The sequence below is a fragment of the Pseudomonas sp. MWU12-3103b genome (assembly GCF_023100615.1).
Lineage (GTDB): Bacteria > Pseudomonadota > Gammaproteobacteria > Pseudomonadales > Pseudomonadaceae > Aquipseudomonas > Aquipseudomonas putida_A.
Map to the genome: position 1 here is coordinate 130,134 of NZ_JALMEY010000006.1, position 12,543 is coordinate 142,676.

Annotated in this window: 14 protein-coding genes; 6 read left to right on the forward strand and 8 right to left on the reverse strand. The window is 61.6% G+C overall.

Annotation, left to right across the window (positions count from 1 at the left end; genetic code table 11):
• Positions 1 to 2: 2 nt before the first annotated feature.
• The 4 genes from M0808_RS12140 (at position 3) to M0808_RS12155 (ending at position 3,977) form a co-directional block, all read left to right on the forward strand.
• Positions 3 to 539, forward strand: coding sequence for a GNAT family N-acetyltransferase (locus M0808_RS12140; RefSeq protein ID WP_027613558.1), 537 nt, complete (start codon positions 3 to 5; stop codon positions 537 to 539).
• Positions 536 to 841: an urease subunit beta gene (locus M0808_RS12145; RefSeq protein ID WP_247841248.1), complete on the forward strand. Its 306-nt coding sequence runs from the start codon at positions 536 to 538 to the stop codon at positions 839 to 841. Before M0808_RS12140 ends, M0808_RS12145 begins: the two co-directional genes overlap by 4 nt.
• A gap of 160 nt (positions 842 to 1,001) precedes the next feature.
• Complete coding sequence (gene ureC, locus M0808_RS12150) at positions 1,002 to 2,702, forward strand: urease subunit alpha (RefSeq protein WP_247841249.1); 1,701 nt, start codon at positions 1,002 to 1,004, stop codon at positions 2,700 to 2,702.
• A 147-nt stretch (positions 2,703 to 2,849) separates the two neighbouring features.
• Positions 2,850 to 3,977, forward strand: a complete 1,128-nt coding sequence (locus tag M0808_RS12155) for a sensor histidine kinase (protein WP_027613555.1) — start codon at positions 2,850 to 2,852, stop codon at positions 3,975 to 3,977.
• Between the two features lie 124 nt (positions 3,978 to 4,101).
• Here M0808_RS12155 and M0808_RS12160 read toward each other — a convergent pair whose 3' ends face one another.
• Both M0808_RS12160 and M0808_RS12165 read right to left on the reverse strand, forming a co-directional pair.
• On the reverse strand, positions 4,102 to 4,407 hold the full coding sequence (locus M0808_RS12160; RefSeq protein ID WP_027613554.1) for a chaperone modulator CbpM: 306 nt from the start codon (positions 4,405 to 4,407) through the stop codon (positions 4,102 to 4,104).
• Positions 4,408 to 4,430: 23 nt separating this feature from the next.
• Positions 4,431 to 5,378, reverse strand: coding sequence for a DnaJ C-terminal domain-containing protein (locus tag M0808_RS12165; RefSeq protein ID WP_247841251.1), 948 nt, complete (start codon positions 5,376 to 5,378; stop codon positions 4,431 to 4,433).
• 291 nt (positions 5,379 to 5,669) lie between these two features.
• Here M0808_RS12165 and M0808_RS12170 point away from each other — a divergent pair, with 291 nt between their 5' ends.
• Positions 5,670 to 6,944: an Hsp70 family protein gene (locus M0808_RS12170; RefSeq protein WP_098966982.1), complete on the forward strand. Its 1,275-nt coding sequence runs from the start codon at positions 5,670 to 5,672 to the stop codon at positions 6,942 to 6,944.
• A 114-nt stretch (positions 6,945 to 7,058) separates the two neighbouring features.
• Here the strand turns inward: M0808_RS12170 and M0808_RS12175 are convergent, their stop codons facing one another.
• From M0808_RS12175 to M0808_RS12185, 3 genes are all read right to left on the reverse strand, one after another.
• Entirely contained in the window at positions 7,059 to 8,072 is a 1,014-nt protein-coding gene (locus M0808_RS12175) for an AI-2E family transporter (RefSeq protein WP_027613551.1), read from the reverse strand.
• A gap of 197 nt (positions 8,073 to 8,269) precedes the next feature.
• On the reverse strand, positions 8,270 to 8,575 hold the full coding sequence (locus tag M0808_RS12180) for a PsiF family protein (RefSeq protein ID WP_007966973.1): 306 nt from the start codon (positions 8,573 to 8,575) through the stop codon (positions 8,270 to 8,272).
• A 63-nt stretch (positions 8,576 to 8,638) separates the two neighbouring features.
• Positions 8,639 to 9,433, reverse strand: coding sequence for a helix-turn-helix transcriptional regulator (locus M0808_RS12185; protein ID WP_247841253.1), 795 nt, complete (start codon positions 9,431 to 9,433; stop codon positions 8,639 to 8,641).
• Positions 9,434 to 9,530: 97 nt separating this feature from the next.
• Between M0808_RS12185 and M0808_RS12190 the strand changes: the two genes are divergently transcribed.
• Entirely contained in the window at positions 9,531 to 10,418 is an 888-nt protein-coding gene (locus M0808_RS12190) for a DMT family transporter (RefSeq protein WP_108181533.1), read from the forward strand.
• A gap of 120 nt (positions 10,419 to 10,538) precedes the next feature.
• Here M0808_RS12190 and M0808_RS12195 read toward each other — a convergent pair whose 3' ends face one another.
• From M0808_RS12195 to M0808_RS12205, 3 genes are all read right to left on the reverse strand, one after another.
• A complete protein-coding gene (locus M0808_RS12195) occupies positions 10,539 to 11,429 on the reverse strand; it encodes a triacylglycerol lipase (protein ID WP_247841255.1) in 891 nt (296 codons plus the stop codon).
• Positions 11,430 to 11,520: 91 nt separating this feature from the next.
• Positions 11,521 to 11,826 carry a multidrug efflux SMR transporter gene (locus M0808_RS12200; protein WP_135294853.1) on the reverse strand — a complete coding sequence of 102 codons (306 nt, stop codon included), beginning with the start codon at positions 11,824 to 11,826 and terminating at the stop codon, positions 11,521 to 11,523.
• Positions 11,827 to 12,465, reverse strand: coding sequence for an NAD(P)H-dependent oxidoreductase (locus M0808_RS12205; RefSeq protein ID WP_247841257.1), 639 nt, complete (start codon positions 12,463 to 12,465; stop codon positions 11,827 to 11,829).
• Positions 12,466 to 12,543: the final 78 nt, after the last annotated feature.

Genomic DNA, 12,543 nt, shown 5'->3' on the forward strand with positions numbered 1-12,543 from the left:
CGATGAACCCCGCCCAACTGCGACGCGTCAATGCGGAAAGTTTTGCGCACTATCGTCAGGGCCTGATTGATCTGCTGCTCGACGCCGTGGGTTATGGCGCCAGCGTCGGTTTCATGGCCGATCTCGATGCCGCGCAGGCCCGCGCCTATTTCGATGAAGTGCAGCAACAAGTGAACAAGGGCAGCGTGTTGCTCTGGGTGGTGGTCAAGGATGAAGAGGTGCAGGCCAGCGTGCAGTTGGGCCTGTGCCAGAAGGCCAACGGCCTCAATCGTGCCGAAGTGCAGAAGCTGCTGGTGCGTGAACAGGCGCGCCGCCGTGGCCTCGGCCAGCAATTGATGAATGCGCTGGAGCTCGAAGCGGCCAAGCACAAGCGCGGCATGCTCTACCTCGACACCGAGGCCGGCTCCCCCGCCGAAGATTTCTACAAGGCCCTGGGTTACACCCGCGCCGGCGAAATTCCCGACTACGCCTGCGACCCGCACGGTACGTATCGCCCGACCGCCCTCTACTACAAGATTCTGCAAGGAGCCCGGCCATGATTCCCGGCCAGTACCAGATCCAGCCCGGCGACATCGAATTGAATGTCGGCCGCCGCACCCTCAGCCTGAAAGTCGCCAACAGCGGCGACCGACCGATCCAGGTCGGTTCGCACTATCACTTTTTCGAAACCAACGACGCGCTGACCTTCGACCGCGCGGCCAGCCGTGGCATGCGCCTGAATATCCCGGCCGGCACCGCCGTGCGTTTCGAACCGGGGCAGAGCCGCGAGGTCGAGCTGGTGGAGTACTCCGGGCATCGCCGGGTGTTCGGCTTTGCCGGGCGGGTTATGGGTGATCTCTAAGTAATGCGGTGTCTGCTCTGGCCCCTTCGCGAGCAAGCCCGCTCCCACATTCGACCGCGTTCCTTCAGTTGAAATGCGGTCAATTGTGGGAGCGGGCTTGCTCGCGAATCTGTGAGCGCAGCGAACAGCTTCAAAGACCATTGAATTGCAAGGCGAACACATGAAGATTTCAAGACAAGCCTACGCCGACATGTTCGGTCCCACCATCGGCGACAAGGTGCGCCTGGCGGACACCGAGTTGTGGATCGAAGTCGAAAAGGACTTCACCACCTACGGCGAAGAAGTCAAATTCGGCGGCGGCAAAGTGATCCGCGACGGTCAGGGCCAGAGCCAACTGCTCGCCGCCGAAGTGGTCGACACGCTGATCACCAACGCGTTGATCATCGACCACTGGGGCATCGTCAAAGCCGACGTCGGCCTCAAGGACGGGCGGATCGCCGCGATCGGCAAGGCCGGTAACCCGGACGTACAGCCCAACGTGACCATCGCCATCGGCGCCAGCACCGAGGTGATCGCCGGTGAAGGCATGATCCTCACTGCCGGCGGCATCGACACGCACATCCACTTCATCTGCCCGCAGCAGATCGAAGAAGCGCTGATGAGCGGCGTCACCACCATGATCGGCGGCGGCACCGGGCCGGCGACCGGCACCAACGCCACCACCTGCACCTCCGGGCCGTGGCACCTGGCGCGGATGCTCCAGGCCGCTGATGCGTTCCCGATGAACATCGGCCTCACCGGCAAGGGCAACGCCAGCCTGCCGGAGCCGCTGATCGAGCAGGTCAAGGCCGGCGCCATTGGCCTCAAGCTGCACGAAGACTGGGGTACCACCCCGGCGAGCATCGACAACTGCCTGAGCGTCGCCGACCAGTACGACGTGCAGGTGGCGATCCACACCGACACCCTCAACGAATCCGGTTTCGTCGAAACCACACTCGGCGCGTTCAAGGGCCGCACCATTCACACCTATCACACCGAAGGTGCCGGTGGCGGCCATGCGCCGGACATCATCAAGGCCTGCGGTTTTCCTAACGTGCTGCCGAGCTCGACCAACCCGACCCGGCCGTTCACCCGCAACACCATCGACGAACACCTCGACATGCTGATGGTCTGCCACCACCTCGACCCGAGCATCGCCGAAGACGTGGCGTTCGCCGAAAGCCGTATCCGCCGCGAAACCATCGCCGCCGAAGACATCCTCCACGATCTCGGCGCATTCTCGATGATCAGCTCCGACAGCCAGGCCATGGGCCGCGTCGGCGAAGTCATCACACGCACCTGGCAGACTGCCGACAAGATGAAAAAGCAGCGCGGCCCGCTGGCGCAGGACGGCGAAGGCAACGACAACTTCCGCGCCAAGCGCTACATCGCCAAGTACACGATCAACCCGGCGATCACCCATGGCATCAGCCATGAAGTGGGTTCGATCGAAGTTGGCAAATGGGCCGACCTGGTGCTCTGGCGTCCGGCGTTTTTCGGTGTGAAACCGACGCTGATCCTCAAGGGCGGCGCCATCGCCGCCAGTCTGATGGGCGACGCCAACGCGTCGATTCCAACCCCGCAACCGGTGCACTACCGCCCGATGTTCGCCAGTTACGGCGGCTCGCTGCACGCCACCAGCCTGACGTTCATCAGTCAGGCCGCGCAGGAGGCCGGGTTGCCCGAGGCATTGGGCCTGAAGAAGAAAATCGGCGTGGTCAAAGGCTGCCGCGAGGTGCAGAAAACCGACTTGATCCACAACGATTACCTGCCGAACATCGACGTCGATCCGCAGACCTATCAGGTCAAGGCCGACGGCGTGCTGCTCTGGTGTGAACCGGCGGAGACTCTGCCGATGGCTCAGCGTTACTTCCTGTTCTGACGCACGGCAAAAGGCCCCGGAGCCATGTCTTGCACACGGTTCCGGGGCCTTTTTCATGTCGCTGGAAAAGCACTGTGCAAACGGTCGTGTATTTCCCGCCAAAGGGACTAATATTCGATTCGCTCCGCCTTTTTTCAGGAACTGCCCATGCGTCTTTCCGAGTTCATCGTGGCCAATATCGACCCTATCGTCGATGAGTGGGAACAGTTCGCCGCGACCATCACGCCGGCCGCCGACTATCTGGATTCCACTGCGCTGCGCGATCACGCCAGCGAGATTCTGCGGGCCGCCGCCCGCGACATGAACAAGCCGCAAAGCCCCGCCGAACAGGCTGCCAAAGCCAAGGGCGAAGGCCCGGAAAAGACCCCGAGCCTGGACGAGGCCGGCGCCAGCCATGGCGAACTGCGCCACACCGTCGGTTTTGACCTGGTGCAGATGACCAGTGAATTCCGCCATTTGCGTGCCTGCGTGATCCGCCTGTGGGTCAACAGCCTTGAATCGCCGGACATGACGTATTTTCAGGACATGATCCGTTTCAATGAAGCCATCGACGAGGCACTGGCCGAATCCACCGCGGCCTACGCCGAGCAGGTCAATCGCTCGCGGGACATTTTCCTCGCCATCCTCGGCCATGACCTGCGTGCGCCGCTGCAGGCGGTGAGCATGTCCACCGAACTGCTGCTGCGCAAATCCAGCCTTGAAGGCGATGCCCTGGCCTGCGCCCAGCACATCAAGCGTGGCGCGCGGCACATGGCGACGATGGTCAGCGATCTGCTGGAACTGGTGCGCAGTCGTCTGGGCCGTAGCCTGCCGATCGAGCCGGCACCGATGGATCTGGCCGTTGCGGCGCGAGCGGCGATCGCCGAAGCCTGCGCCGGTCAACCGCAATCCGATCCCAGGCTCACCGTGCACGGTGACACCAGCGGCGTGTGGGACGCCGGACGGATCGACCAATTACTGCAAAACCTGATCGGCAATGCCTTGCAGCACGGTGCCAACCAGCGCGACGTGACCCTCGATCTGCGTGGCGAGGGCGACCACGTGTGCCTGTCGGTGCACAACTACGGCACACCGATTTCCGAAGAGGCGATCGGTACGATTTTCGACCCGCTGGTGCGCAGCGCCGACGAAGAACTCGGGCAGCCGTCGACCAGCCTCGGGTTGGGTCTGTTTATCGTCAAGGAAGTGGTGACCGCCCATGGCGGGACGATCGATGTCAGCTCGAGCGAGGCTGACGGGACGTTGTTCAGTGTGGTGTTGCCGAGAAAGGTTTAAGCAGGCTTACCGCGTAATCGTTCTTCGCGAGCAAGCCCGCTCCCACATTTAGATCGCGATCTCCTGTGGGAGCGGGCTTGCTCGCGAAGGGGCCGGCAAAAACACTCAAAAACCAACGGTAAAACTATTCGACCACCAAACGCCCCAACCGCTGGCGCAGCATGCGATTCTCGGCGCGCAATTCCTTCACTTCATCAAGCAGATCAAGCGCCAGCGCGACGCCCTCCCACTCCAGCTCCAGCTCGCGCCGCAACTTCGCGGCGCGCTTGGCCAGGCTCAACTCGTAGTCGGTGAACCGCCATTCCCGGGGCTGCGCGCCCTGAGGTTCGAGGATGCCGTGTTCGACGATTTCGATCACGTAGACGTCCGACAGATCGGCCGCCTCACAGAATTCTGCCATGTCCAGTTGAACGATCAGGGGGCTGCTCATGATGGGCTACTCCGTCGTCGAATTCAGAAGTTCTCGCGTGGATTGAACGCGGCTTTCTTAGCCAGTTCCTGCCACAGCGCCTTGACCTCGTCGTCCGAGGTTTTCGGCATCACGGCCTTGAGCTGCACGAACAGATAACCGCGCTCACCGGCCTTGTTTTTCAAGCCATGACCCTTGGCACGCATGCGCTGGCCATTCTGGCTGCCGGCCGGAACCTTGAGGTTGATCTTACCGGTCAGGGTCGGCACCGCCACTTCAGCGCCCAACGCCAGCTCCCACGGTGCCAATGGCAAGGTGATGATCAGATTTTCGCCTTCGACATCGAATTTCGGATGCGGCGCAAAGCGAATGGTCAGGTACAGGTCGCCATTGGCGCCGCCACCGATGCCCGGTGCGCCCTGGCCTTTGAGGCGGATGCGCTCGCCGTCGGTGACGCCCGCCGGGATCTTCACGTTCAGGCTCTTGCTGGTGTTGCTGACGTGCTGACCGTTGGCGTTGTATTGCGGGACCTGAAAGCTGACCTTCTTCGACTCGTCCGACAAAGTCTCCTCAAGGAAGACCGGCAGTTCCATTTCCACGTCTTGCCCTCGGCGCCCTGCACTGCGTTGTTGCCGACCTTCGCCACCGAAACCGGCGCCGCGATTACCGAAGATCGAACTGAAGAAGTCCGAGAAGTCGCCGGTGTCGCCACCGCCGCCGCCAAAACCGCCACGGCTCTGCCAGCCCGGCGGGCCCTGGAACGGCTGACCGTGCTGGCCATAACGGCGCAGCTCGTCATATTCGGCGCGTTTGTCGGCGCTTTTCAGCGCTTCATAGGCTTCCGAGGCGTCCTTGAACTTGGCCTCGGCGTCTTTTTCCTTGCTGACATCGGGGTGGTATTTGCGCGCCAGCTTGCGATAGGCAGCCTTGATTGCCTTGTCGTCCGCTGTCGGCTCCACGCCGAGTATCTTGTAATAGTCTTTGAAGTCCATCGAAGGAATCACCATCCGTTATCGATTTCGCGCCGAGGCCAGCATGCGCTCATTCGCGCGTGCCGGGTTGACCGATCTCAACTTTGTGACCGGGTGGCGCAGCAGAAGTTTATCGGCAGTGGACGACGGTTCTTGCGACCGCCGGTATGTCTGCCGGCCCATGCCAGCAAGTTTGGGGCGAAGCTGCGACTTTCAAGAAGCTTAGTCGTGAAATAGCAGATGACCGGCCTTCGAATCTGCCGCGCACTGACATACACTGCGCGGCCGTTTTTTGACCGGAACCCGAAAGACATGAACAACGCCTCTCCAGCCCGTGCCTGCGGTATCGACTTCGGCACCTCCAACTCCACCGTCGGCTGGCTGCGCCCCGGCATGGAAACGATGATCGCGCTGGAAGACGACAAGATCACCCTGCCGTCGGTGGTCTTCTTCAACATCGAAGAGCGCCGTCCGGTTTACGGTCGTCTGGCCCTGCACGAATACCTGGAAGGCTACGAAGGCCGGCTGATGCGCTCGCTCAAGAGCCTGCTCGGTTCCAAGCTGATCAAGCACGACACCAGCGTTCTCGGCACGGCGATGCCGTTCAAGGATCTGTTGGGTCTGTTCATCGGTCAGCTCAAGAGCCGTGCCGAAACGGCCGCCGGTCGCGAGTTCGAACAAGTGGTGCTGGGGCGTCCGGTGTTTTTCGTCGATGACGACCCGCTGGCTGACCAGGAAGCCGAAGACACCCTTGTCGAAGTGGCGCGCAAGCTCGGCTTCAAGGACGTGTCGTTCCAGTACGAACCGATCGCCGCGGCATTCGACTACGAGTCGACCATCGAAAAAGAAGAGCTGGTGCTGATCGTCGACATCGGCGGTGGTACTTCGGACTTCTCGCTGGTACGTCTGTCGCCCGAACGTCGCGGCATGGACAACCGCCACGATGACATCCTCGCCACCGGCGGCGTGCACATCGGCGGGACCGACTTCGACAAACAGCTGAGCCTGCAAGGCCTGATGCCGCTGTTCGGCTACGGCAGCCGGATGAAGAGCGGCGCCTACATGCCGACCAGTCACCACATGAACCTGGCGACCTGGCACACCATCAACTCGGTGTACTCGCAGAAATCCACCCTGGCGCTGGGCAGCATGCGCTACGACATTGAAGACACCGGCGGTATCGACCGTCTGTTCAAGCTGATCGAACAGCGCGCCGGGCACTGGCTGGCGATGGAAGTCGAAGAAACCAAGATCCAGCTGACCCATGCCGACAGCCGCCACGTACCGCTGGACCGTATTGAGCCGGGCCTGAGCGTGGAACTGAGCCGCGCCCTGTTCGAATCGTCGATCGACGCCTTGCTTGAACGCGTGCGCGGCAGCGTTACGCAGCTGTTGAACGATGCCAACGTGTCGGTGGCGCAGGTAGATACGGTGTTCTTCACCGGCGGTTCAAGCGGCATTCCGGCGCTGCGCAACAGCGTTTCGGCGATGCTGCCGAATGCGCGACATGTTGAAGGGAATATCTTTGGCAGCATTGGCAGCGGTCTGGCGATTGAGGCGATGAAGCGCTACGGTTCGATGGCCTGATCCAGAATCAGCGGCGCGCCATTCGCGAGCAAGCCCGCTCCCACAGGATCACACTGAACCTGTGGGAGCGGGCTTGCTCGCGAAAGGGCACTTTCAAACGCTATAAGGCTTGAATCAAACCATCCCGCCCAGCTTCAACTCACTCTTCAGATACGCGTAATAAATCGGCCCCGCCACCACTCCCGGCAGGCCGAACGCGGCTTCGAACACCAGCATCGCCAGCAGTAATTCCCACGACTTGGCACTGATCTGCCCGCCGACGATGCGCGCGTTGAGGAAGTATTCGAGCTTGTGGATAAAGATCAGATAGCCCAGCGCCGCCACCGCCACCCAGATCGACAGCGACAGACCGACGATGGTGATCAGCGTGTTCGACATCAGGTTGCCGATCACCGGCAGCAGGCCGAGCAGAAAGGTCAGGACGATCAGGGTCTTGGTCAGCGGCAGCTTGATACCGAACAGCGGCAAGACCACCACCAGGAAAATCGCGGTGAAGAACGTGTTCAGCAGGGAAATCTTGATCTGCGCGAAGACGATGTTGCGAAAGGCTTGAACCACCAGGTGCAGACGGTCGAACAGGGCCGCGGCCAGCGGTTTGCGCTTGGTCAGATCCGGTACTCGCTGCAGGGCAATGATCGCGCCGAGGACCATGCCGATCAGCAGGGTGACGAACATATGCGCCGCGTCCTTGCCTACCAGTTGCAGCTCGGACAGGTGCTTGCTCGCCCATTCGCCGATGGCCACGCGAAATTCCGCTGCGCTGGCCGGCAGGTAGGCATCGAGAAACGGCGGCAGTTGCCCGCGCGCGCGATCGACCACGCCCATGAATTTGTCGAGCGAGGCGCCCGGGTTTTCCGCTTCGTGCAGCAGGAAACTGATGGCACCGGCAAAGATCAGCGCCAGCACACTGACCACCAGAGTGCCCAGCAGTGCCACCGCCAGCCAGCGAGCACGCCGACCTTCGATCAGCCGTTGCAGTTGCGGGGTGAGCATGTTGACCAGCTCGAACACCAGCAAACCGGCCAGCAGGCTGGGCAACAAGCGCAGCGGCAACGCCAGCAACAAACCGCCGCAAATGATGATGCAGCTGACCCAAAACACAACATGACGCTCAGAAAACGTTGGCATACAGCCTCAAAACGAACGGCGTAAAAGGATTGGCAGTCTGCCAGCGATCCGGGGAGAGCACTAGGGATATGCAGGGGCTATTGTCGTGCTCAATGGCCCCTTCGCGAGCAAGCTCGCTCCCACATTGGAATGCGCACTCCTGTGGGAGCGAGCTTGCTCGCGAAGAGGCCAGCCCGCTCACCACAAGACTCAAGTGCTTACTTTTTCTTCAGGCAATCACTCATGAAGGTCTTGCGCGCATCGCCAGTCAGCGCCTTGGTTTTCGCGTCGGCGTTGCAGGTTTTCATTTTTTCCTGCTGCGGGGTCAGCACTTTGCCGTCATTGGCGGCCGGTGCAGCCTTGAGGCAGGTGCTCATGAAAGTCTTGCGCTCGTCGCCCTTGAGGCTTTTGGCGGTAGCGTCAGCATTGCAGGTGGTCATTTTGTTCTGTTGCGCCGTGGCGGCGAAACCCTGGGAACACAGGAGCAGACCGATCATCAACAAAGGGACACGCAACATCTTCATGGAGTTTTCTCCTTGTCGCCGCATCGATGGATGCGGCCTCCGCTGAAGTGTAGCCAAATCTTGTTACACCTTCCTGCCTTCCAGGTGGCTACGCCGATACTGTTCCGGCGTACACCCGGCCTGCCGGGCAAACATGGCAATGAACGCCGAGCCGCTGCTGTAGCCGAGATCGAAGGCGATTTCCTGCACGCTGCGGGTACCTTCCAGCGCCTCGATGGCCGCGAGATAACGCAGGCGCTGACGCCATTCTCCGAAACTCAGTCCCAGTTCGCGCACGAACTGCCGGGCCAGCGTGCGTTCACTGACGTGCACTTGCGCCGCCCAGTGCGCCAGCGGGAGGTTATTGCCCGGATCGGCCTGCAAGGCGTCGAGAATCGCCAGCAACCCGGGATTGCTTGCGTACGGCAGATAACATTCATGCACCGGCGCCTGTTGCAATTGATCGACCAACACCTGGGCCAGACGCTGGTCGGCGTCGAGTTCGGGGATTTTCACGTCGCGGGCGGCGAAGTCCTTGAGAATCGCCTTGAGGATGTCGCTGATTGCCAGCGTGCAGGCGCGCGGCGGCAGATCGGCGCAAACCTTCGGATCGAGGCACACCGCGCGGTAGTTGACCGGTTGATGGCTGTAGAAACTGTGCTCGACCTGCGGCGGCACCCACACCGCGTAGTGCGGCGGCGACATGAAGCGGTTGCCGTCGACGTCCATGTGCAGCACGCCGTGGGCCGCGTACTCCAGCGTGCCCCACGGATGACGGTGCGGCGCCGCGTATTCATGGGCGTTGAAGTCGGCATAGCGGAAGTACACCGCCGACGGCAGTTCGCTGAAATCCAGCAGATCGATGTGCTTGCTGTTCATGCTGTCCGGTTGCAGAGGCAGGTTGTCCGTTTCGCAGTATAGGCCTGCATCCAGACAAGGGATAATCAGCGTTCATCAACGTACTGGTTTTAACCCCATGCAATACGCGTTTCCCCTGCTGGCGATTTTCATCTGGGCCGGCAACACCGTGATCAACAAACTGGCGGTCGGGGCGATCTTCCCCGCCGAGATCGGTTTCTACCGCTGGCTGCTCGCCGGGCTGCTGTTCACCCCGTTCATGCTCAAAGCGGTGATCGCGCACTGGCCGCAGATCCGCCCGAACCTGGGCAAGATCTTCATCCTCGGCGTGCTCGGGATGGCGGTCTATCAAAGCCTCGCCTACTTCGCCGCGACGCTGACCACGGCGACCAACATGGGCATCATCCTGTCGCTGATGCCGCTGATGTCGCTGGCTATGGCAATCATCAGCCTCGGCCAGCGCCTGACTGCCGGTGCGCTGTTCGGCGCGGTGCTGTCGTTCGCCGGCGTGCTGGTGGTGGTGTCGTCCGGCAGCCTCGGCGCGCTGCTGCAACATGGAGTGAACCTGGGTGACGCGATGATGCTGATTGCCACCCTGGCCTACGCGATTTACAGCACCCTGCTGAAAAAATGGCAGCTGCGCCTGCCGCCGCTGGTGTTGTTGTACCTGCAGGTGCTGGTGGCGATTGTGGTGCTGTTTCCGCTGTACGCCGCCTCGCCGAAAACCGGCTTCACCGCGCAGAACATTCCGCTGGTGCTGTATGCGTGCCTGCTGGCCTCGATGCTTGCGCCGCTGGCGTGGATGCAGGCGGTGCAGCGTCTGGGGCCGAGTCGCACGACCTTGTTCTTTAACTTGCTGCCGTTGATTACCGCGCTGATTGCGGCGGTGGTGTTGAAGGAGCAGTTGGCGATGTATCACCTGGTGGGTGGGGTGTTGACGTTGGGTGGGGTGATTCTGTCGGAGCGCTGGACCACCGTTCTAGGCCGAAAACTCAGCGTTGCCTGATCTGGCCCTGTGGTGAGGGGATTTATCCCCGATGGGGCGCGAAGCGACCCCGCTATTTATCTCAAAACAAGGGCTGCTGCGCAGCCCATCGGGGATGAATCCCCTCGCCACAAAAGCGAGTCACAATCCGGCAGCCTTTAGCCGCGCCGCATGCTCGACAAACAACCGCACCGGATCCGCGCCCTTCCCCACCAGCCCCAGCGACTGATTGACGATGTCGAAGTGATCCAGCGGATAGTCGTCGCCAATCACCGTGCCGAGGTGCGAGCTGTAACGCCCGACCATCCCGTCACACTGCCCCGGCTCGCGCACGAAGGTTTTCGCGAACAAGCGGCAGCTGCGGTTGGTGCCGTCGAACAGGTTGCCACCGCGATCAGTTTTGCCCGGTTGCAACGTCCCCGACCACGAGTAATAACGCACGCCGTTGACCTCTTCCGGCCCGTGACCGCCCCATGTCTCGGGCAGGCCCTGTGGATAACGCTGATTGAACAGCGCCACGCCTTCACTGGTCAGCGATTGATGCGAAGCGTGGATGTCCACCGGCAGTTTCGGCCCGTGATAACCGGTTTCCAGCAACGCCATCAGCCAGCCGACAAAACGCAACAGCACCTCAAGCATGCGGCCCTTGGCGCTGTTCGCCGGGTAGTGTTTCTGCAGATAGTCGGCCAGTTCAGAACCGTGATTGGGCCCGGCCACGGACGTTACCGAGGCAATCAAATCCGGTCGTTTGGCAGCGGCATAACGGGCGGTCAGCGAGCCCTGGCTGTGGCCGAACAGATTGACTCTGGCGGCGCCGGTCTCGCGCAGAATCTCGTCGATGCGCGCCAGCAACTGCTCGCCACGCACCTCGGTGGAATTGAGCGGCGACACCTGCACCGCAATCACCGTCGACCCGCCACGGCGCAACGCCTTGATGATGCCGTACCAGTACGGATACAGCAGCAGCCGGATAAACCCGAGCATGCCCGGCACCAGTACCAGTGGATAACGTGTCGCCGAACTTTGTGACATGGGCAAACATCCTTGTGGTCGCTGAGTGGATGCCAGACGTGCAAAACGCCCGCCAAGCCTCCTCCTTGATGATGACAACTGCACCATCAGCCTACTTCAGGCCCACCACCCCCGCCACAATCAGCCCCACTGACAGCAGTTTGACCAGGGTCAGACTCTCGCCGAGCAGGGCAAAACCGAGAAACACCGTGCCCAGCGAGCCGATCGCCGTCCAGATCGGATAGGCGATGCTCACCGGCAACTCGCGCAGCGCCAACGTCAGGAAGTAAATCCCGCCAATCGCCGCCACCACCGTGATCAGCGACGGCCACAAGCGGGTGAAGCCTTCGGCGTACTTCATGCCCATGGCGAAAGTCACCTCGAAACCGGCGGCGATCAGCAGGAACAGCCAGGCCACTTAGAACGTCCGGGCGAGGTCGAGCAAACGCTGCTCGGCCTCGGCCACTGATACCGCGAAGGTGCGCTCGGCCGACTCCTCGCCCTCGGCCGCGACCACGCTGACGTCGTTGATGCCGACGAAACCCAGCGCCGTGCGCAGCCATGGATCGGCGTGGTTGAGGGCTTCCAGCTCACCACCCGGGCCGAAGCCGAAACCGCCACGACTGGTGACGATCAGCGCTTTCTTGCCCTGCAGCAGCGGGGTGTATTGAGCGATGCCGTTGTCCAGGGTGTGGTCGAACGTCAGGCCCAACCGTACGATCTGATCGACCCAGGCCTTGAGACCGCTGGGCACGCTGAAGTTGTACATCGGCGTGGAAATCAGCAGCAGGTCATGCTCGAACAACTCGCCGACCAGTTGATCGCTGAGCGCCAGATCGGCCTGCATAGACAACGGCCGTGCTTCGGGTTCAGGGTAAAAAGCCGCCGCCACAAACGCTTCGTTGACCGCTGGAATCAGCGCCCGTCCGACTTCACGGCGGGTGACCTGCGCCTGCGGATGACGTAATTGCCAGGCACTGAGAAAGCTTTCCGCGAGGCGCCGTGAATGCGAACGGTCACCCCGTGGACTGGCATGGATCGCAAGAATCTTGCTCATCTGAATCTCCTTGGGACTAGACTTGAATGGCTGTGTAGCGCCAGATTGGCGCCGACCCGCCGCTGTCTCAAATGAGCA

Coding starts and splice junctions, on each gene's coding strand:
- M0808_RS12140 (WP_027613558.1), top strand. CDS start 3: ATGAACCCCGCCCAACTGCGACGCGTCAATGCGGAAAGTTTTGCGCAC.
- M0808_RS12145 (WP_247841248.1), top strand. CDS start 536: ATGATTCCCGGCCAGTACCAGATCCAGCCCGGCGACATCGAATTGAAT.
- ureC (WP_247841249.1), top strand. CDS start 1,002: ATGAAGATTTCAAGACAAGCCTACGCCGACATGTTCGGTCCCACCATC.
- M0808_RS12155 (WP_027613555.1), top strand. CDS start 2,850: ATGCGTCTTTCCGAGTTCATCGTGGCCAATATCGACCCTATCGTCGAT.
- M0808_RS12160 (WP_027613554.1), bottom strand. CDS start 4,407: ATGAGCAGCCCCCTGATCGTTCAACTGGACATGGCAGAATTCTGTGAG.
- M0808_RS12165 (WP_247841251.1), bottom strand. CDS start 5,378: ATGGACTTCAAAGACTATTACAAGATACTCGGCGTGGAGCCGACAGCG.
- M0808_RS12170 (WP_098966982.1), top strand. CDS start 5,670: ATGAACAACGCCTCTCCAGCCCGTGCCTGCGGTATCGACTTCGGCACC.
- M0808_RS12175 (WP_027613551.1), bottom strand. CDS start 8,072: ATGCCAACGTTTTCTGAGCGTCATGTTGTGTTTTGGGTCAGCTGCATC.
- M0808_RS12180 (WP_007966973.1), bottom strand. CDS start 8,575: ATGAAGATGTTGCGTGTCCCTTTGTTGATGATCGGTCTGCTCCTGTGT.
- M0808_RS12185 (WP_247841253.1), bottom strand. CDS start 9,433: ATGAACAGCAAGCACATCGATCTGCTGGATTTCAGCGAACTGCCGTCG.
- M0808_RS12190 (WP_108181533.1), top strand. CDS start 9,531: ATGCAATACGCGTTTCCCCTGCTGGCGATTTTCATCTGGGCCGGCAAC.
- M0808_RS12195 (WP_247841255.1), bottom strand. CDS start 11,429: ATGTCACAAAGTTCGGCGACACGTTATCCACTGGTACTGGTGCCGGGC.
- M0808_RS12205 (WP_247841257.1), bottom strand. CDS start 12,465: ATGAGCAAGATTCTTGCGATCCATGCCAGTCCACGGGGTGACCGTTCG.